This window comes from Streptomyces sp. NPDC024555, assembly GCF_055559335.1.
The window spans coordinates 48,415-66,665 of the sequence record NZ_JBVHKV010000009.1; the positions used below are offsets into that span (position 1 = coordinate 48,415).

The following is an 18,251-nucleotide window of genomic DNA, read 5'->3' on the forward strand; positions in this document are numbered from 1 at the left end:
GGCTCAACGGTCCCCCTCGGTCCCATCGTTTCGCTGGTGACGTCACGTGTGCGTATCGGTCGGCTTCGTATCGCTTCGTCCTCCGGGGCTCACTTCGACCGGCCTCGCCGGCCGCCGACCGAACCCCGGTCTCCCTTGAACTTGCCCTGTTTATCGGCGCCTTCGGCGTTCTTCACCAGACCGAGATCTCCGGCGAGGCCCCAGAGGGCCTGCTTCACGGTGGATTTGGCCTCCAGGTCCTGCATGCGGCCGGCGTCGACGACCGCCTGGAGCTCCTTGAAGTTCGCCGGGACGGCGATCCGGGCCACCTTGGTGGCGGTGATCTTCTCGACGAGCGGCGGCTGGATCTCCGTGTTGCGGGTGAAGCGGTTGATCACGGTGACGGTCTCCTCGGCCTTGCGGACCTGGAGACGGTCCCAGAGGCGGACCATGCGCTTGGCCGCACGGACGGTGATCACGTCCGGGGTGGTGATGAGCAGGGTCCGGTCGGCCATCTCGATCGCCGCGGCGTTGGCCGAGTTCATCTGCGTACCGCAGTCGATGATCACGATCTCGAAGCGGTGGCGCAGGGCGCTGATGGTCTGGCGTACGACCCGGTCGCTGACCTCCTCGCCGCGCTCGCCCTCGGCCGGCGCGAGCAGCAGGGCGAGCCCGCTGTCGTGCATGAAGAGGGCGTCCTGGAGCACGCGGGGCGAGATGTCCTGGATGGTGGAGAGGTCGACGATGGAACGGCGGAACTGCACGTCCAGATAGGACGCCACGTCCCCCGACTGGAGGTCGAGGTCGGCGAGGGCCACCGAGTGTCCGGAGGCCGCCGCCGCCAGGGCGAGCTGGACGGCGGTGACGGTGGTGCCGACGCCGCCCTTCGCGCCGCTGACGGTGACGACGGTGCCGCCGGGCCCCGTGAAGACCTCGGGGCCCTGGCCGAGGTGGCGGCGGACGCCGACGGACCAGCCGGCGGCGGCCTGGACGCGCTGGGCCAGCTCCTCGTACGAGAGGGGCAGGCCCACCAGACCGCGGGCGCCGGAGTCCATGGCCGCCGAGAAGAGCCCGGGGCTCGCGTCGGCGGTGACGAGCACGACCCCGACCGCGGGAAAGCGCAGGGCCACCTCCCGGATCAGCTCAAGGGCTGGAACCGGACCGATCCGCTCGTGCACCAGCACGACCTCGGGCAGCTCGTCCAGGGACTCGGAGGCGAGCCGGGCCAGGGTGTCGAGCAGGGAGGTCGAATCACCCAGCGGCCCGGCCGGCTCCGCGTCGGGGAGCTGGGCGAGCAGCGTGGTGATGGATCGGGCGGCGTCGGCGTCACCGACCGCCGGGAGGATTCGCGTGCTCATCCAGTCCTCACTTGTTCTTGTCTTCGTCGAGGTTGTAGCTGCCCTCGCCCGGACGGAGCGTGGTCGGGCTGTCGTCGGGCAGCAGGGCGAGACGGACGTGTTCTGCGAAGGACTCGGCGTACGCGACGCGCTGGGCGTCGGTGGTGTCGAGGGCGAAGGTGATCGGCACGGCCTGCTTCGGGCCGCTGCGGTCGTCCTCCTTGGGCTCCAGCGCGGTGAGCTGGCCGACGTCGATGACCTTGGCGTTGGGGACGATCACGCGCGAGGTCGGCTTGTCCTTGTCGGTCTGGCCCGCGAAGGTCGCGTAGATGTTGACCAGGTTGCCGGGCCGGATCTTGCCGGCGACGCCGGTGGCGGCGTCGATCATGATGGCGATCTCCTGCTGGCCGTTCTCCAGCTTGGGCCGCTTGACGAGCATGTCGTCCTGGAGCAGCGAGCCCTTGCGGAGGTTGGTGACGGCGATCTTGCCGTTGAGGACCGAGAGGTCGGTGACCGCGTTCTTCGACAGCCAGCGCTTCGGCATCGAGACCTTCTCGAACTGACTGGGGTCCAGGGGCCGGTACGGGGCTATGTCGTTTTTGACCTGGTAGGCAGTCACCTCCGGACCGACCTTCGAGTTCACATCACTGATCACGGAGAGCACACCGGCGAACGCACCGAAGGCACAGAGGACCGAGAGAAGGAGAAGGATGACGCCGCGGCGTTGCCGTGAGTTCATGAGCGGAGCAACCTCGTTGGGAGACGTGGGCCGATGAGCGGACAGAGCGGGTGGAGCAAAGCGTGGGCGGAACGGCGCGGCGCGCCGTTTCCCGGGCCGCGGGCGCGCCGGTGGGGCACGGGCGCCGCGGTGGCTACGAGCCTTGGCGCATAGGTGCTCCCTGGTTCAGGACACCGGATCCGTACGTTTGGTTCTCCGGCGGCTTCAGCGGGGCCGAGCACAGGCCGCACCGGTCGCCGATCAGCTCATTTCCGCACCAGGTGCAGACCTCCCTGCGCACCGAGGAAACCAGCTGATAAATCAGGGAGATGTCGGGCAGGAACGCGGCGAATTCGATCATCTTCGACGTGCCCCACCAGCGCGGTGATTCCGCGGGCAGGGCGGCGTCGTGCACTGCCTGGACCTGCCAGGCCGGTGCGATCGTGTTCGCCACCCAGTCGGACTGCAACTGCCCCTTGGCGACCAGGAGATGGGTGCCGAATTCGGGTCCGGTGAGATCACCGTTCCCGATCTTGATGAGCTGCGGGGTCGGGTTGGCGACCACCCCGAACTGGGATCCCGGGACCCAGGACTTCGCATGGGTCTTCAGGCTGACGGGCACCCGGTCGAGTTTGGTGACCGAGTTGAGGAGCGCACCCGAGTAGATGTAGTGGGAGAGCAGCCGCGCGGCGGAGGCGACAACTCCGGCACTGAAGTCACAGATGGACAACTGCCGCAACTGACGCACCAGCACAGCAACGCCCAAGGGGGGCAGATCCACCTTGAGCAGGGCGATACGGTCGCTTTCCAGCACGGACCGGATGGTGTGCAGCCGCCGTTCGTGCGTGGGCGCGATGCTGGCCGGATAGACCGCGATGACGTATCCGTGCTGCTCAAGCAGCATGTGCATATCACTGATGGCCTGTTCGAGCGGCTGCTCGTCGGGAGCGCGCAGCACGACGGCCGTGGGTGTCTGCTGATCGGTCGGCGGCAGCACGAGGTCAGCACTGGTCACTGCTATTGCTGTCGGCACGCTGTTCCCCGTTCGGCTTCCGGCCGCCGCGTACAGCCGGCCGCAATCGTCCTGCCTTGTGCTCCTCGTTCGGGCACCCCTACCTCTGCACTTTATCCACGTACGGGGAGGCAGAGAACACCCTTCAGGGCCCAGTGAGGTGGGGCTCACCCACTCACGCCGGGGCGTTCGCATGACAAATCGACCCAAGTGGCTTGTTGTTAAATTCCGTACGATTCAGCGGCTTAGTCGTGCCCACCAAGGCAATTCATGATCCATTCGGCTTCCGCGCACGTCAGGCGCGCGTGAGCGCTTTCATTCCCGGGGCCCTTCCGGGGCGGGTGGGCCCAAGGTGAACTCTGGGCCCTGATTGGGGCCCCCGGGCCCAGAGCGCGGACCCGGGATCGGATCCGCATCCGGCCGGGATGTCCGCCGCGGTCGCACGGGGTGCCCGGTCGCGCTCCCACGCGCACCCGTCGCGAGCCGCCCGCACCCCTTCCCACCACGCACGTTGCGAGCCATCACTGCCAGAGGTCTTGACAACTTGATTGGTCTGGACCAGTTTTAGCGCCCAGCGGTGGCCACCGTTCCTCGATTCCACACCCCCGACACCCCCGTGTCGCTCCCCTCCCCACATCCCCGTCTTCCCCCCGACTCCCCCACGGAGGCAGCAAGTGGAACGTTCCCCGGCACCCAGCGCGCCGCTCCACCGCAGACGGCACACCCGTCCGCTCCTCGGCTCCGCCATGGCCGTGGTGGCCGCCGGCGCCCTGACCCTCACCGGCCTCGTCGGCAGCGCCCAGGCCGCGGACGTCAACGTCGCCAAGAACGCCGGCTTCGAGTCCGGCCTCGCCAACTGGACCTGTTCCGGCGGCTCCGGCACCACCGTCTCCTCCCCCGTGCACGGTGGCACCGCGGCCCTCCAGGCCACCCCGGCCGGCCAGGACAACGCCAAGTGCACCCAGACCGTGGCCGTGAAGCCCAACTCGACCTATGCGCTGAGCGGATGGGTCCAGGGCGGCTACGCGTACCTGGGTGCCGGCGGCACCGGCACCACCGACGTGGCGACGTGGTCCCCCGGCTCCAGCAGCTGGACGAAGCTCTCCACCAGCTTCACCACCGGGCCCAGCACCACCTCCGTCACCGTGTACACGCACGGCTGGTACGGGCAGGCCGCCTATCTGGCCGACGACATCTCGGTGACCGGCCCCGACGGCGGCGGCGGCACGGACCCGGGTCCGTCGATCCCCGGGGCCCCCGCGGGTCTCGCCGTCGGCGCGGCGACCACCTCCTCGCTCGGCCTGACCTGGAACTCCGTCTCCGGCGCGACGAGCTACACCGTCTACAAGGACGGGGTGAAGGCCACCACCTCCACCGGGACCTCGGCCACGATCACGGGCCTCGCGGCCGACACCGCGTACCAGTTCGCGGTCACCGCGACCAACGCGGCCGGCGAGTCCGTCAAGTCCGCGACGGTCACAGGCCGTACGGCCAAGGACGGCGGCGGCAACCCGAACCCCGGCACCACCGTGCCGAAGCACGCCGTCACCGGCTACTGGCAGAACTTCAACAACGGCGCGACCGTGCAGAAGCTCAGCGACGTGCCCGCGAACTACGACATCATCGCGGTCTCCTTCGCCGACGCCACGTCCACGCCGGGCACCGTCGCCTTCAACCTGGACTCGGCCGGCCTGAACGGCTACACCGTCGACCAGTTCAAGGCCGACGTCGCCGCGAAGAAGGCCGCCGGGAAGAACGTCATCATCTCGGTCGGCGGTGAGAAGGGGTCCGTCGCGGTCAACAGCGACGCCTCCGCCACCAACTTCGCCAACTCCGTCTACTCGCTCATGCAGGAGTACGGCTTCACCGGGGTCGACATCGACCTGGAGAACGGCATCAACTCCACGTACATGACGAAGGCGCTGCGTTCGCTGTCGCAGAAGGCGGGCTCCGGCCTCGTCATCACGATGGCCCCGCAGACCCTCGACATGCAGTCGACGGGCACCGAGTACTTCAAGACGGCGCTCAACATCAAGGACATCCTGACCGTCGTCAACACCCAGTACTACAACAGCGGCGCGATGCTCGGCTGCGACGGCAAGGTCTACTCGCAGGGTTCGGTGGACTTCCTCACCGGGCTCGCCTGCATCCAGCTGGAAGGCGGCCTCGACCCCTCGCAGGTCGGGATCGGCGTCCCCGCCTCCACCCGCGGCGCGGGCAGCGGCTACGTGGCCCCCTCGGTCGTCAACGCGGCCCTGGACTGCCTGACGGCGGGCACCAACTGCGGCACCTTCAAGCCGTCGAAGACCTACCCGGGTCTGCGCGGTGCGATGACCTGGTCGACCAACTGGGACGCCACGGCGGGCAACGCCTGGTCGAACGCGGTCGCCCCGAAGGTCCACGGCCTCCCGTAGCAGGTGTGTGACGCGGGGGCGCGGACCGCGCGTCCCCGCGTCACCTCCCCCGGCCACCGGCCGGCCGGCGCCCCCGGCGCCCCGGACCACCTCTGACCAGCAGCGCCGCCGCTCCCCCGGTGGCGCTGCTGCATGTCCGGGGTCCCGCGGTCCGTACCGGCCCTGTCCCGGACGCGCAACAGTGTGTCCGGGACGGGCCGGTTCGATGGCTGTTCGGGCGCACGCGTGGCACCTTTGTGGGGCCCGAGGGTGGTGCGGACAGGGGGTAAGTGACATGGCCGGGGCGCGAGTTCAGGCGCTGGGCGGGGACGATCCGGCGACGCTCGGACCGTACCGGCTGATCGGACGGCTGGCGTCCGGCGGCATGGGGCGCATCTATCTGGCCCGTGCGCGGCCCGGCGGGCGCGGGCTCGTCGCCGTGAAGACGCTGCTGGCCGAGGGCACCGTCGGCGACGTCGACCGGCGCCGCTTCGCCCGCGAGGTCGCGCTCGCGCAGCGCGTGGACAGCGCGTTCACCGCCCGGGTGCGGGACGCCGATCCGGACGCCGAACGGCCCTGGATGGCCATCGACTACATCGCGGCCCCGCCGCTCTCCGAGCTGGTGCGCTCCTGCGGGGTGCTGCCCGCCTCCGCCGTCCGCTGGATCGCCGCCGGTACGGCCCAGGCCCTGGTCACCCTGCACGGCGAGGGCATCGTCCACCGCGATGTGAAGCCGCAGAACGTGCTGCTGCCGCTGGACGGCCCCCGGGTCATCGACTTCGGCATCTCGCACGCCAGCGACCTCACCCTCACCGGGCTCACCCTCGGCACCATCGCGTTCACCTCGCCCGAGCAGGCGCGCGGCGAGGCCTCGACGGCGGCGTCCGACGTCTACTCGCTGGGCGCCACGCTGTTCCTGCTCGCCACCGGGCGCCCGCCCTACCGGGCCGACGGCGACACCCTGCGGCTGCTGGCCCGGGTGCAGCGCGGCGAACTCGACCTCACCGGGCTCCCCAAGGAGCTGGTGGCGACCATCCGGCCCTGTCTGGCCGTCGATCCGAAGGGCCGTCCGACCCCGGCGGACCTGCTCACCCGCTTCCGCCGCGACCAGGCCCATCTGCCGGCCTCGCACAGCGGGACGCGGTGGCTGCCGCCGCGCTGGACCGAGCTGATCGGTACGTACGCCGCCCAGGGCCTGGAGCTGGCGGGCGGCCCGGCGGCGGGCGGCGGCGCACCCACGGCGGCGACCGTCCCCGGGCCCACCCGGGTGGGTGCCGCGCCGCCCCCGCCCACGCTCGTCTACCCGCCGGAGCGGCTGGCCCGCGCGGCCCGGGACCGGGCCCGCAAGGAGCGCACGCGCACCGACCGGGCGCGCCGGGAGATGGCCGCCCTGGCCGAACTGGCCGAGCAGCGGCGGGCGGAGCAGGCCGAGCAGGAGCGGGCCGAGGCCGAGCGGGCGGAGGCGGCCCGCCAGGAGGCCGAGCGGCTGGCCGCCCAGCGCGCCGAGGCCGACCGCGCCCGGCGTGAGCGGGAGCGCGCGGCGCAGGAGCACGAACGGGCCGAGCGCGAGCGCGCCCAGCGGCGGGCGGAGCGGGAGCGCCTTGAGCGGGAGCGGGCCGAGCGGGCGCGGGAGGCGCGGGAGCGGGCCGCCCGGGAGGAGGCCGAGCGCCAGCGGGCGGCGCGGGAGCGGGCCGAGCAGGAGGCGCGGCGCCGGGCGGCGCGGGCCCAGGCCCGTGCGTCGTCGCCGTCGTCGTCCGGTGGCACACCGTCCTCGTCCGGGTCCGGACGTCCGGCGGCCCCGGGCACGCCGTCCTCGCCGGGGTCCTCCGGCGGTTCGACGGCGCTGGGGTGGCTGGTGGCGGTCGGGCTCGTCGTCGCCCTGCTGGTCTGGCACCCGTGGGAGACGACGAGCGGTTCGGGGGGCGGGAGTTCGTCCGGGGGCAGCAGTGCGGGCTCCGTCGCCTCGGGCGGCCTCGGCACCCACACGGACGACAGCGACACCGATACCGATACGGACAGCGCCGGGAGCACCACGGGCTCGACGGACGACTCCCCGGACGATTCCGCGGACGACGAGGAGACGGAGGAGCCGACGCCCACGCCGACGCCGACCCCCACGCCGACGCCCACCCCGGACGCCACCGACCGGGCGTTCGCGGCGGTGCGGGCCGGGGACTGTCTGAACGTGTACAACGACGGGCACGACAACATGAGCGCCGACCGCCCGATCCGGGTCGGCTGCCGCGCCTCGAACGCGTACATGCACGTCAACCGGGTCAGCACCCGGGACGGCGCCTCGGCCTCGTGCGACACGGGCGCGGGGTTCACCTGGTGGAGCCGGTCCGGCGACGACGGGATCACGCGGACGCTCTGCCTGGACCGGGTGTACCAGGTGGGTCAGTGCTTCCCCGCGAAGGTCCGGGGCGCGACCAACGCGGACCTGACCGTGGTGTGGAACTGCAACGCGTCCACCGTTCCGAAGGCCGGGCAGTCCATCCTGCGCATCACCGGCTTCTACCGGGCGCCGAAGGCCGGGGAGAACTGGACGTGTCCGGCGGGGCGGGGCGAGCAGTTCTGGTACTGGCCGGTGAACCAGGGCCGGAGCATCATCTGCGCCTCGGCCGCGTAGCCCGCGCGGGCCCCGCAGGAAGAAGGACCCGGCACGGCGCCTGTCAGGGGGCGCCGTGCCGGGTCCGTCCGGTGCGGGTCAGCCGAGGACCGCGAGGGCGTCGATCTCGATGAGCAGGCCCTTGGGCAGGCCGACGTAGACCGTCGTGCGGGCGGCCGGGGCCTGCTTCAGGTCCTGCTCGGCGAAGTAGGCGTTGTAGATCTCGTTCATCTCGGCGAAGTGGTCCACGTCGGTGAGGTAGACGCGCATCATCATCACGTCGTCCCAGCTCGCGCCGCCCTCCTCCAGGATCGCCTTGACGTTGGCGAAGGTCTGGAGGGTCTGCTCGCGCAGGGTGGGGCCGGCCGGGGTCGGGGCCTGGCCCTCGACGGCGGGCAGGAAGCCGACCTGTCCGGCGACCTGGAGGATGTTCCCCTTCCGCACGCCGTGCGAGAACTTCGCCGGCGGGGTGGTGTGGGTGCTCGGGGTGAGGGCGGTCTTGTCGGTCATCGCTGATCAGACTCTCTTGGGTCGGGTGGTGCCGGAGTACTCCCGGCTGATGGTGTCGGCGGTGCGCCGGACCAGGGGGAGCAGGGTGAGGAGTTCCTCGGCCGTGACGACCACGTTCGGCGCGGAGACCGACATCGCGGCGACGACGCGCCCGTCGGCGCCGCGGACGGGGGCGCCCACGCAGTTGATGGACTCCTCGTGGCCGCCGAGGTCGGTGGCCCATCCCTGTTCGCGCACGGTGGCCAGCTCCTTGAGGAAGGCGCCGGGACCGGGGGTCGAACGGGACGTGTACATGGGGTAGTCGAGCCGTTCGGCGACGGCCCGCCGCTCCGGTTCGGAGAGGTCGGCCAGGAGCAGTTTGGCGACGGCGGCGACGGTGATCGCGACGGGTTTGCCGATGCGCGAGTACATCCGTACGGGGTAGCGGCTCTCGACCTTGTCGATGTAGAGGACCTCGTTCTCCTCGTACACGGCGAGGTGGACGGTGTGTCCGCAGTCCGCGTTGAGGGCGACGAGGTGCGGGTGGGCGATCTCGCGTACGTCGAGGTTCTCGACGGCCTCCTGGGCGAGGGCGAAGAGCCGGGCGCCGAGGCGGTAGCGCTGGTCGTCCTGGCGGTAGACGAGCCCGTGGTCGTGGAGGGTGCGCAGCAGCCGCAGGGCGGTGGACTTGTGGACGCCGAGCCGGTCGGCGACCTGTCCGAGGTCGGCGGGCCCCTGGGCGAGCAGGGGCAGGATGCTCAGCGCCCGGTCGACGGTCTGGCTCATGGCGTACGTACCTCCTGGTCGTCCCCCGTCCACCCGGGGCCGAGACGCAGTCTCCCCCAGGCGGCGTCGTCGAGGGCGGCCAGCCGGTCGGCGCGGTGGCGGGCGGGCGGGTCGGTGAGGTCCCCGGGGACGGTGAGGACGGCGGCGGCCATCAGATGGCCGTGCCGGGCCCGTTCGCGGTCGGGCAGTCCGCGCAGGGTGGCGGAGAGGAAGCCGGCGGCGAAGGCGTCTCCGGCGCCGACGGGGGCGACGACGTCGACCCGCAGGGCGGGGACATGGGTCACGGTCTCGCCGCCGCCGGTGCGGGAGACGACCGTGGCGCCCTGGGCGCCGTGTTTGACGACGAGGACCCGCGGTTCGGGGAGCGCGGCGCACAGGGCCGCCGTGCCGTGCAGGCCCCAGGCCTCCTCGGCCTCGTCCTCGCCGACGAAGACGAGGTCGGCGCGGCGGGCCAGCTCCAGCAGGACCCCGGGCGAGCGGGTGTGGCCGCGCCACAGTCCGGGCCGGTGGTTGACGTCGAAGGAGACGAGCGGGCGGCCGGGGCGCGGGGCGGTCAGCGCGCGCAGCAGGTCCAGGCAGCTGTCGGAGAGCGCGGCGGTGATGCCGGACAGGTGCAGGATGCGGCCGGCCGACAGCGCCGCGTGCGGGACGTTGTCCGGGGACATGGCGGAGGCGGCGGAGCCGGCCCGGTAGTAGGCCACCTCGTGGACGTCCGTGGCGCGGTCCGTCGCGGTGCGGAAGTAGATGCCGGTGGGCCGGGCGGGGTCGCGCTCCACGGCGGAGGTGTCGACCCCGTAGCCGGCGACGGTGTCGACGAGGTGGTCGCCGAAGCCGTCGGCGCCGACCCGGCTGACCCAGGCGGCGCGGTGTCCGGCGGCGGCGAGCGCGCAGGCGACGTTGGACTCGGCGCCGCCGATCCCGCGCCCGAAGGAGGGGACGTCGGCGAGGCGGCCCGGTCGCGAGGGCAGGAACGTCACCATGGACTCGCCGAGGCACACGACGTCGGGGGCCGTGGCGGCGTCGGTCCTGGCCGGGGTTCCGGGCACGCGGGCTCCTCGGGGTCGGGCGGGCTCCACCGGTCGCGGCATTGACCGGGTATCGGCTCGGATGTTAGACAGCCCTGAGCGATATACGCAATGGGCATTGCATATGCTGCAATCCACTCGTGCGGGCGGGGCATCGCCCGTACGGGTTCTGCGCAGGACCCACTTCGGCCGAGGAGGCCCCATGGCTGTCGAGCACCCCGTGACCGGACGTCCCGGACTCGCCGGGCTCGCCGACGAGCCGGTCGACCACCGGTTCAAGGGACTGCCGCCCGACGCCGGGGGGCTCACCGTCGGCGCGCTGGCCGCCGAGCGGCGGAACCTGTTCACGGGCGGGTTCACCACCCCGGTGCTCGCGCTGTCGGCCGAGTCGGTCGCGCACAACCTCGAACTGCTGGAGACGTACGCCGAGCGCCACGGCCTCGCGTTCGCCCCGCACGGCAAGACCTCGATGGCCCCGGGGCTCTTCGCCCGCCAGCTGGAGCACGGCGCCTGGGGCATCACCGTGGCCGTCCCGCACCAGGCGCGCGTCTGCCGGGCATTCGGGGTCCAGCAGATCTTCCTCGCCAACGAGCTGGTCGACGCGGCCGCGCTGCGCTGGCTCGCCGGAGAGCTGGACGCCGATCCGGACTTCGCCTTCGTCTGCTACGTCGACTCGGTGCGCGGCGTGGAGCTGATGGACGAGGCGCTGCGCGCGGCGGGCGCCGCCCGCCCCGTGGACGTCGTCGTGGAGCTGGGCGCGGGCGAGGGGGCCCGCACCGGCGTCCGTACCGAGGCCGGCTGCGCGGCCGTCGCGGACGCGGTGGCGGCGGCCGGGACGCTGCGCCTGGTGGGGGTGGCCGGGTACGAGGGCGAGGTCCCGCAGGCCACCGGCGAGCGGGTGCGGGCGTGGCTCGGCCGGCTGGTCGCGCTGGCCGCGGAGTTCGACGCGGCGGGGCGCTTCGCCGGGCTGGGCGAGGGCGAGCCGGTCGTCGTCAGCGCGGGCGGCAGTGCCTGGTTCGACGCGGTCGCGGACGTGTTCGCCGGGATCCCCGCGCTCTCCCGCCCGGTGCTGAAGCTGCTGCGCTCGGGGGCGTACGTCTCGCACGACGACGGGCACTACCGCCGGCTCACCCCCTTCAACCGGGTCCCCGACGAGGGCGCGCTGCGGCCGGCGTTCCGGCTCTGGGCCCAGGTCGTCTCCCGCCCCGACGCCGGCCAGGCCTTCCTGAACGCGGGCAAGCGCGACGCGGCGCACGACCTGGACCTGCCCGAGGCGCAGGTCGTCCGGTCCGGGCGGGACGGCTCGGTGCGCCCGGCCGCGGACATCGAGGTCACCGGCCTGTCCGACCAGCACACCTGGCTGCGGACCGGGGCCGGGGCGGAGCTGGAGGTCGGGGACTGGGTGGGCCTGGGCCTGTCGCATCCCTGCACCAGCTTCGACAAGTGGCAGCTGATCCCGCTGGTGGAGGCGGACGGCACCGTCACGGACTACGTCCGCACGTACTTCTGAGCCCATCGACGAGCCCGGGTCCGGGCCCGGGGCGGGTCCGAAAGCACCGCCCCGGCCGCCCCGGACCCGCCGAAAGGCACCCCATGGACCTGGTCATCCGCGACGCCCGCGTCGTCGACGGCACCGCCACCCCCTCCTACCGCGCCGATGTGGCCCTGTCCGGCGGCCGGATCGCGGAGATCCACCGGGCCGGCGCGCCCGGCCCCCGGCCGACGGCGCCCCGCGTCCTGGACGCCTCCGGGCTCGCCCTCTCCCCCGGCTTCGTCGACATGCACGCCCACAGCGACCTGGCGCTGCTCCGCGACCCCGACCACAGCGCCAAGGCGGCCCAGGGCGTCACCCTGGAAGTCCTCGGCCAGGACGGCCTGTCGTACGCCCCCGTCGACGACCGCACCCGCGCCGAGGTGCGGCGCGCCATCACCGGCTGGAACGGCGACGGCGAGGACATCGACTTCGACTGGTCCACCGTCGGCGAGTACCTCGACCGCCTGGACCGCAACTTCGGCGGGCAGGGCATCGCCGTCAACGCCGCCTATCTGGTCCCGCAGGGCACGGTCCGGATGTACGCGCTCGGCTGGGAGGACCGCCCGGCCACCGCCGCCGAACTGGACCGGATGCGGGAGCTGGTGGCCCGGGGCATGGCCGAGGGCGCCGTCGGCATGTCCTCCGGACTGACCTACACCCCCGGCATGTACGCGGACGACGCCGAACTCACCGCCCTGTGCCGGGTGGTGGCCTCCTACGGCGGCTACTACTGCCCGCACCACCGCTCGTACGGCGCCGGGGCGCTGGAGGCGTACGAGGAGATGGTGCGGCTCACCCGCGCCGCGGGCTGCGCCCTGCACCTCGCCCACGCCACGATGAACTTCGGGGTGAACGAGGGCCGCGCGCCGGAACTCCTCGCGCTCCTGGACCGGGCCCTGGACGAGGGCGCCGACATCTCCCTCGACACCTACCCGTACACCCCCGGCTCCACGACCCTGGTCGCGATGCTGCCGAGCTGGGCGGGCGAGGGCGGGCCCGGGGCCGTCCTGACCCGGCTGGCCGACGAGGAGACCGCCGCACGCATCCGCCACGACCTGGAGGTGGTGGGCTCGGACGGCTGCCACGGGGTGCCCATCGAGTGGGGCACCATCGAGATCTCCGGCGTCAGCGATCCGGCGCTCGCCGGCGAGGTCGGCCGCACGGTCGCCGCATCGGCCCGGCTGCGCGGCGAGGAGCCCTGGACGACCGCGCGCCGGCTGCTGCTGGGCGACCGGCTCGGGACGACGATCCTCCAGCACGTGGGCCACGAGGAGAACGTCCGCCGGATCATGCGCCACCGCGTCCACACCGGCGGCAGCGACGGCATCCTCCAGGGCGCCAAACCGCACCCCCGCGCCTACGGCACCTTCCCCGAGTACCTGGGCCGGTACGTACGGGAGCTGGGCGTCCTCTCCCTGGAGGAGTGCGTCGCCCACCTCACCTCCCGCCCGGCCGCCCGGCTGCGCCTGCCCGACCGCGGATACGTCCGCGAGGGCTACCGGGCCGACCTGGTCCTCTTCGATCCGGACACGGTGGCCGCCGGCTCCACCTTCGACGCCCCGCGCACCCGCCCCACCGGCATCCCGCACGTCCTCGTCGACGGCCGCTTCGTCATCGAGGACGGCCGCCGGACCCAGGTGCTGGCGGGGCGGGCGGTGCGCGGGACGGGGCGGAAGCGGGGCTGACCCCGGGGACGCCCCACGACGCCCGGGAAGGGCGTCCGGCTTCCTGACGGGGCGACAGGATGCTGCCAGTTCCTGGCCACTTGGTGCACGGCCGGACCCCCCTGACGCCCTTCGCGTCCTGCCATCGTTGGCGCTGCCCGCCGGGGACGACGGCTCACAGCCGGCCCACAGGCGCGGGTCATCCACGACGAGCCCGTGCGCGCTCCGCGCGCCGAGGACGAGGAGTCCACCATGTCCACCCGACAGTTCACCGCTCGCGCCACCGCCGTCGGAACGGGGGTCGTCCTGCTGGGCGGCCTGCTCGCGGCAACCCCCGCGGCCGCCACCGGCCGGGTCGCCACCGGCTGCCCCACCGAGCGCAACTACTCGGTCACCTCGGTCAAGACCGTCCACCACTCGATCGCCTCGGCGCGGTTCAAGGACGGCAAGGGCCCGGGGAAGGTGACCGTGTCCGTGAAGAAGAGCGGCTCGCTGAAGTACTCCTTCTCCGTGAGCGGCGAGGCGAGCGTCGGCGGTGTGATCGCCCAGGCCAAGGTCACCACCGGGGCCTCGGTCACCAAGACCTCGACCGTCACGGTCGGGCACAAGGTGACCAAGAACATCCCGTCCGGCAAGTACCTCCAGTCCCGCTACGGCTCGTTCGGCAAGAAGTTCAACTGGCGCTACTACCGGGTGAACGGCAACTGCTCCACGACGACCCTGGCGAGCGGCTACAGCGCCTGGGCCCCCACCCACGAGAACGGGTGGAAGTTCACCGTCGTCTCCCGCTGACGCACCTGATCCCGGTGCCGGCCGGCCGTTTCCCGTGCGGCCGGCCGGCACCCGTCCCCGAACGTGAGGCGGAGTACCGATGCGGACGAGAAGAGAAGGAATCATGCGGGGGACCCCACGGTTCGTGCCACCGGCCCGTCCGGTGCGTGCGCTGCTCGCCTGCGGCGCCGTGCTGCTGGCCGCCGCGTGCGGCGCGGACCCCGGCCCTCGGACGGCCGCGCGCGCCGGGGCGTCGAAGGCGCCGGCTCCCGCCGCCGAGGTGCGGGTGCCGCGCTCCGGACCGTGCGGGGAGAGCGACCCCGAGCCGTGCCGGGTCGTGCTCACCGCCCGGCCGGGCACCGGGAGGAAGGACCTGGGCTCGTTCCGGGCCGACGGCGGGCGGGAGCACTGGATCTACGTCGACTGCCGGGGCGAGGGCTCCGTGACCGTCGCGATGACGCCCGAGCCGACCTTCGACGTGCCGTGCGGCGACCAGTGGCCGGCCGTCACCGAGTCGAGGAACCAGTTCGAGGCGGGCGTGCTGGGCGACGAGGAGTACGGGCTGTCGGTCGACGCCCCCGAGGGCGTCCGCTGGTCGCTGACCGTGCTGGCCGCGCACCCGGACGCGTAGCAGGTCCCTGCCCAACTCCCCTGTACGGGCGCCCCTTTACCGCCCGTGCGCTCGCGCTCTACACTCCCCCGGACCGCGCGGCCCCACCGGAGCGCGGCTCACGGGGGAAGGGCGTCGGCGTTGTTCGCGCACACCATGCAGATCCTGGGGCTGACGGAGGCCGAGGAGGACGTCTACCGGCATCTGCTGCGCAATCCGGGCGCCGAACTGGACGACGTGCACATCCTGTTGCGCTGCGCGCCCGAGGAGACCGAGGACGCGCTGCGGCGCCTGTGCGAGCTGCGGCTGCTCAAGGAGGAGGACGGGCGGGTGTGGGCCCGCTCCCCCGAGTCCGTCGTGGGGCGCCTGGCCGAGCAGCGCCTCGAGGAGCTGTACGAGAGCATCCGCATGCTCTCGCGGCTGCAACCGGTCATCGACTCGCTGGCCGGCGAGTCCCCGGCCCGGGAGTCCGGGGCGGCGGACGGGCCGACCGAGCGCCTCACCGAGATCGCGGACATCCGCACCCGGCTCGACGAACTCTCCTTCTTCGCCCGCTCGGAGGTCCAGTCGGCGGAGCCCTACGACGCCCTGACACCGGAGAACATCGCCCACGCGCGCCCGCTCGACCTGAGGTGCCTGCGCCGGGGCGTGGTCATCCGCAATCTGGTCCGGGCCTCGGCGCTCGCGGACCCGCTCACCCTGTCCTATCTGCGCGAGCTGCACGCGGCGGGGGCGCGGATCCGGGTCCTGGACACCCTGGACGAGCTGATCCTGATCTACGACCGGCACACCGCGCTGGTGCCGATCGACCCCTCGGACACCGCCGCGGGCGCGCTCTGTTCGCGCGAACGCGGGATCGTCACGACGATCATCAACAACTTCGAACGGCTCTGGGAGGCGGCGGAGGACTTCGAGACCACCGCCGGGCAGACGCCGCAGGACGCGACGGCCGGGGTCACACCGCTCCAGCTGCGGGTCCTCGAAGCGATGTGCACCGTCGCCAAGGACGAGGCGGGGGCCCGCAAGCTGGGGGTGTCCCTGCGCACGTACCGGCGGCACGTCTCCGACCTGTTCCAGATCCTGGGCGCGGAGAACCGCGCCCACGCGGCGCTGCTCGCCCGTGAGCGCGGCTGGATCTGAACCGCCCGCCCCCGGCCTACCGGTCGTCCTTCTGCCAGCCGTTGGCCACGCACTTCACATCGCAGACACGGGGGTCGTAGCCCACCGCCGCGATGCGCGTGCCCTCCTGCGCGGCGTCGGACGGGGCGAGCCCTCCGGCGCCGGCGACGGCCGCCGCCAGGCATGCGGCGGCCAGTGCGCCGAAGACCGTACGCCGTGCCCGTACCCCGGTGCGGGCCCCCCTGCGGTTCCTGTCGTCGTTCATCTCGCGCTGCTCCCCCGTTCCGCGGCCCCCGCGGAGGTCCGTCGCTCGCTCCGGGCGGTGCGCCCGGAGCGTCGCGGCCGAGTCTGGCAGCCGGCGGGGGCGGCCGGGGCCCCGATGTGCGGCAGTCAGCTGCCGCACGACGGCAGCATGCTGCCAGCACGGGCCCTGGCGCGGCGCGGCTCACATCGTGTTGACGATGAGTCCGATGTGGGTGAAGTAGTTGAGCCCGCCGAAGAACAGGAAGGCCAGCCCGGCCAGTGCCCAGACGACGCCGATGACGGGACTCATCCAGGTCCGGGGCCGGCGCAGCGCGAACGGGAAGAGGAGGGCGCCGATGCCGACGAGGACGTACAGCCCGGACATGAAGCTGGCCTCCAGCATCGGCATGTCCGCGAACTCGCCGGAGATGGGCTCCTCGGGGGGTGCCGCGAAGAGCGTGTACTTCCAGCCGGCCGCGGCGATCCCGAAGCAGGCGAGCCCGAGGCCGAAGACGAAGACCGAGATGGGGCCGGCGATCCGGGCCGTGCGCGCGACGCGGTCGGTGTCGCCGGCCGCGACGACGGCTCCCTGCTTCCAGAGGTAGAAGCCCGCGGCGAGGAGGAAGACACCGAAGGCGAGGGCCGGTTCGCCGAAGATGACGTTGTCGAAGGGGAAGCCCTGTCCGGCCAGCGGCCAGGTCAGGGTCATGTGCAGCCCGGTGGTGACGAGGGTGAAGCCGATCGCGCCGAACGCCAGGGCCCAGCCTTCGGGGGTGACGGTGCGCCGGGAGTCGAGGAGCTGGTATCCGAGCGCCACCACCAGGAGGAGTCCGGCGCCCGCGGCGACGGACATGATCGTGTTGTACGTCGGCATCCGGGTCCAGTCGATCTTCAGACCGGACGCCGCCAGGGGAAGGGCATGGCTGATCATGCGCGGAGCCTATAGCCGCATTTCGCCCATAACGCCCATTGAGCGGGCCGGGTGAGCTGTCCGGGTCATCCTCGTCACCGCCGCGTGCCCCGGGGCGGGGCACCCCTCCGCCCCGGGGTGAACGGTCCGGCCGTCACGGCTTGGGCAGGACACATCCCGTGCGGTTCAGGTCGAAGACGTTGCCCGTGCCGATGCACGCGGCGATGCCGTAGGTCTCCTGGGCGTAGTTGATGCCCTCGCGGACGGTCACCTGCCCGTTCTCGTCGACCTCGCACGGGTTGTTGTCCGTGCAGCTCTGGCCGTCCTCGTTGCCCGTGTTGTTCACGGCGACGACCTTGCCGGTGGCGTTGTCGACGACGGGGGACCCGGAGGTGCCGCCGATGGTCTGGCAGGCGGAGGTGTAGCGGACCGAGTCCTTCCAGGTCCACGCCCCCTCCTTCAGCCGGTAGACGAAGCCGTCGACGTTGCAGCTGTAGGTGCGCTTCCAGTACCCGGAGACGACGGTGATGGCGGTGCCCTGGACCGGGTGCGCGGTGTTGAGTTCCAGCGCCTTGATGCCGTAGGTGCTCTCGATCTGGGCGTACGTGGAGGTGAGCTGGTACACCGAGATGTCGGTGTCGGTCATCGTGCCGTACGCGACCTTGCTCGCCCGCAGGGTGCCCACGCCGCTGCCGGACGCGTTGAGCAGGGTGAAGGAACGGGTGGAGGGCTGGTTGAACACGACCTCGCCCGGCCCGGGGAACCCGGTCTCCAGGCAGTGCCCGTTGGAGAGGACGAGGGCGGGGTCGCCCGGCTGGGAGTCGGGGGTGCGCACGACCGATCCGGAGCAGTTGCTGAGCGCGACGGTCCCGGCGAAGTTCACCGCCTTGGGCTTGACCTTCGCCCGGACGTCCGTCCGGAGGGTTGGCGCGTCCTGGCCGGTGGCCGCGACCGCGGGCAGGGTGCCGGCGCCGAGGAGCAGCACCGTGAAGAGCGCACCGACGAGAGGCTTTTTCATGTGGGGGTCCCCTCAAGTGACCTGTGCAGAGCGTG

General features: G+C 72.5%; 16 protein-coding genes. 7 read left to right on the forward strand and 9 right to left on the reverse strand.

Translation table 11 applies throughout. The features are described 5' to 3' along the window. Nucleotides 1–89: 89 nt before the first annotated feature. The 3 genes from ACZ4FH_RS17045 to ACZ4FH_RS17055 all read right to left on the reverse strand — a co-directional run bounded on the left by ACZ4FH_RS17045 (nt 90) and on the right by ACZ4FH_RS17055 (nt 3,049). Nucleotides 90–1,337: a CpaE/TadZ family protein gene (locus ACZ4FH_RS17045; RefSeq protein WP_383650346.1), complete on the reverse strand. Its 1,248-nt coding sequence runs from the start codon at nt 1,335–1,337 to the stop codon at nt 90–92. 7 nt (nt 1,338–1,344) lie between these two features. Then, a complete protein-coding gene (gene cpaB, locus ACZ4FH_RS17050; RefSeq protein WP_383650342.1) occupies nt 1,345–2,055 on the reverse strand; it encodes a Flp pilus assembly protein CpaB in 711 nt (236 codons plus the stop codon). Between the two features lie 133 nt (nt 2,056–2,188). Then, nucleotides 2,189–3,049 carry a hypothetical protein gene (locus ACZ4FH_RS17055; RefSeq protein ID WP_383650337.1) on the reverse strand — a complete coding sequence of 287 codons (861 nt, stop codon included), beginning with the start codon at nt 3,047–3,049 and terminating at the stop codon, nt 2,189–2,191. A 743-nt stretch (nt 3,050–3,792) separates the two neighbouring features. On the opposite strand from ACZ4FH_RS17055, the gene ACZ4FH_RS17060 reads away from it, so the two are divergent. Both ACZ4FH_RS17060 and ACZ4FH_RS17065 read left to right on the forward strand, forming a co-directional pair. Continuing rightward, nucleotides 3,793–5,460 (forward strand): chitinase, encoded by a 1,668-nt coding sequence (locus ACZ4FH_RS17060; protein WP_467305787.1) that lies wholly within the window; start codon nt 3,793–3,795, stop codon nt 5,458–5,460. A gap of 274 nt (nt 5,461–5,734) precedes the next feature. Further along, a complete protein-coding gene (locus tag ACZ4FH_RS17065; protein WP_467305448.1) occupies nt 5,735–8,068 on the forward strand; it encodes a serine/threonine-protein kinase in 2,334 nt (777 codons plus the stop codon). 78 nt (nt 8,069–8,146) lie between these two features. On the opposite strand, the gene ACZ4FH_RS17070 is transcribed toward ACZ4FH_RS17065, so the two are convergent. From ACZ4FH_RS17070 to ACZ4FH_RS17080, 3 genes are read right to left on the reverse strand one after another with little or no spacing between them, the layout of a single operon-like run. After that, nucleotides 8,147–8,557 (reverse strand): RidA family protein, encoded by a 411-nt coding sequence (locus ACZ4FH_RS17070; protein ID WP_385109945.1) that lies wholly within the window; start codon nt 8,555–8,557, stop codon nt 8,147–8,149. Nucleotides 8,558–8,563: 6 nt separating this feature from the next. Beyond that, nucleotides 8,564–9,322, reverse strand: a complete 759-nt coding sequence (locus ACZ4FH_RS17075; protein ID WP_383650325.1) for an IclR family transcriptional regulator — start codon at nt 9,320–9,322, stop codon at nt 8,564–8,566. Further along, nucleotides 9,319–10,368 carry a sugar kinase gene (locus ACZ4FH_RS17080; RefSeq protein ID WP_467305449.1) on the reverse strand — a complete coding sequence of 350 codons (1,050 nt, stop codon included), beginning with the start codon at nt 10,366–10,368 and terminating at the stop codon, nt 9,319–9,321. The genes ACZ4FH_RS17075 and ACZ4FH_RS17080 overlap by 4 nt, the downstream gene beginning before the upstream one ends. Before the next feature lie 181 nt (nt 10,369–10,549). On the opposite strand from ACZ4FH_RS17080, the gene ACZ4FH_RS17085 reads away from it, so the two are divergent. The 5 genes from ACZ4FH_RS17085 to ACZ4FH_RS17105 all read left to right on the forward strand — a co-directional run bounded on the left by ACZ4FH_RS17085 (nt 10,550) and on the right by ACZ4FH_RS17105 (nt 16,066). After that, on the forward strand, nt 10,550–11,857 hold the full coding sequence (locus tag ACZ4FH_RS17085) for an amino acid deaminase (protein WP_467305451.1): 1,308 nt from the start codon (nt 10,550–10,552) through the stop codon (nt 11,855–11,857). An 83-nt stretch (nt 11,858–11,940) separates the two neighbouring features. Beyond that, entirely contained in the window at nt 11,941–13,566 is a 1,626-nt protein-coding gene (locus tag ACZ4FH_RS17090) for an N-acyl-D-amino-acid deacylase family protein (RefSeq protein WP_467305452.1), read from the forward strand. Nucleotides 13,567–13,797: 231 nt separating this feature from the next. After that, a complete protein-coding gene (locus tag ACZ4FH_RS17095; protein ID WP_467305453.1) occupies nt 13,798–14,337 on the forward strand; it encodes a hypothetical protein in 540 nt (179 codons plus the stop codon). Between the two features lie 103 nt (nt 14,338–14,440). After that, a complete protein-coding gene (locus tag ACZ4FH_RS17100) occupies nt 14,441–14,947 on the forward strand; it encodes a hypothetical protein (RefSeq protein WP_467305455.1) in 507 nt (168 codons plus the stop codon). A 135-nt stretch (nt 14,948–15,082) separates the two neighbouring features. Next, nucleotides 15,083–16,066, forward strand: coding sequence for a helix-turn-helix transcriptional regulator (locus tag ACZ4FH_RS17105; protein ID WP_467305789.1), 984 nt, complete (start codon nt 15,083–15,085; stop codon nt 16,064–16,066). A gap of 16 nt (nt 16,067–16,082) precedes the next feature. On the opposite strand, the gene ACZ4FH_RS17110 is transcribed toward ACZ4FH_RS17105, so the two are convergent. The 3 genes from ACZ4FH_RS17110 to ACZ4FH_RS17120 form a co-directional block, all read right to left on the reverse strand. Next, nucleotides 16,083–16,310: a hypothetical protein gene (locus tag ACZ4FH_RS17110; protein ID WP_467305457.1), complete on the reverse strand. Its 228-nt coding sequence runs from the start codon at nt 16,308–16,310 to the stop codon at nt 16,083–16,085. Nucleotides 16,311–16,490: 180 nt separating this feature from the next. Then, nucleotides 16,491–17,219 carry a DUF981 domain-containing protein gene (locus ACZ4FH_RS17115; RefSeq protein ID WP_467305459.1) on the reverse strand — a complete coding sequence of 243 codons (729 nt, stop codon included), beginning with the start codon at nt 17,217–17,219 and terminating at the stop codon, nt 16,491–16,493. 133 nt (nt 17,220–17,352) lie between these two features. Next, nucleotides 17,353–18,216 (reverse strand): S1 family peptidase, encoded by an 864-nt coding sequence (locus tag ACZ4FH_RS17120; protein WP_467305461.1) that lies wholly within the window; start codon nt 18,214–18,216, stop codon nt 17,353–17,355. Between the last annotated feature and the right edge of the window lie 35 nt (nt 18,217–18,251).

Excerpts from the sequence above, each read along its gene's own strand:
- ACZ4FH_RS17045 (WP_383650346.1), bottom strand. The coding sequence starts at position 1,337 with ATGAGCACGCGAATCCTCCCGGCGGTCGGTGACGCCGACGCCGCCCGA.
- ACZ4FH_RS17100 (WP_467305455.1), top strand. The coding sequence starts at position 14,441 with ATGCGGGGGACCCCACGGTTCGTGCCACCGGCCCGTCCGGTGCGTGCG.
- ACZ4FH_RS17090 (WP_467305452.1), top strand. The coding sequence starts at position 11,941 with ATGGACCTGGTCATCCGCGACGCCCGCGTCGTCGACGGCACCGCCACC.
- ACZ4FH_RS17075 (WP_383650325.1), bottom strand. The coding sequence starts at position 9,322 with ATGAGCCAGACCGTCGACCGGGCGCTGAGCATCCTGCCCCTGCTCGCC.
- ACZ4FH_RS17115 (WP_467305459.1), bottom strand. The coding sequence starts at position 17,219 with ATGATCAGCCATGCCCTTCCCCTGGCGGCGTCCGGTCTGAAGATCGAC.
- ACZ4FH_RS17120 (WP_467305461.1), bottom strand. The coding sequence starts at position 18,216 with ATGAAAAAGCCTCTCGTCGGTGCGCTCTTCACGGTGCTGCTCCTCGGC.
- ACZ4FH_RS17110 (WP_467305457.1), bottom strand. The coding sequence starts at position 16,310 with ATGAACGACGACAGGAACCGCAGGGGGGCCCGCACCGGGGTACGGGCA.
- ACZ4FH_RS17070 (WP_385109945.1), bottom strand. The coding sequence starts at position 8,557 with ATGACCGACAAGACCGCCCTCACCCCGAGCACCCACACCACCCCGCCG.
- ACZ4FH_RS17085 (WP_467305451.1), top strand. The coding sequence starts at position 10,550 with ATGGCTGTCGAGCACCCCGTGACCGGACGTCCCGGACTCGCCGGGCTC.
- ACZ4FH_RS17060 (WP_467305787.1), top strand. The coding sequence starts at position 3,793 with ATGGCCGTGGTGGCCGCCGGCGCCCTGACCCTCACCGGCCTCGTCGGC.
- ACZ4FH_RS17105 (WP_467305789.1), top strand. The coding sequence starts at position 15,083 with ATGCAGATCCTGGGGCTGACGGAGGCCGAGGAGGACGTCTACCGGCAT.
- cpaB (WP_383650342.1), bottom strand. The coding sequence starts at position 2,055 with ATGAACTCACGGCAACGCCGCGGCGTCATCCTTCTCCTTCTCTCGGTC.
- ACZ4FH_RS17065 (WP_467305448.1), top strand. The coding sequence starts at position 5,735 with ATGGCCGGGGCGCGAGTTCAGGCGCTGGGCGGGGACGATCCGGCGACG.
- ACZ4FH_RS17095 (WP_467305453.1), top strand. The coding sequence starts at position 13,798 with ATGTCCACCCGACAGTTCACCGCTCGCGCCACCGCCGTCGGAACGGGG.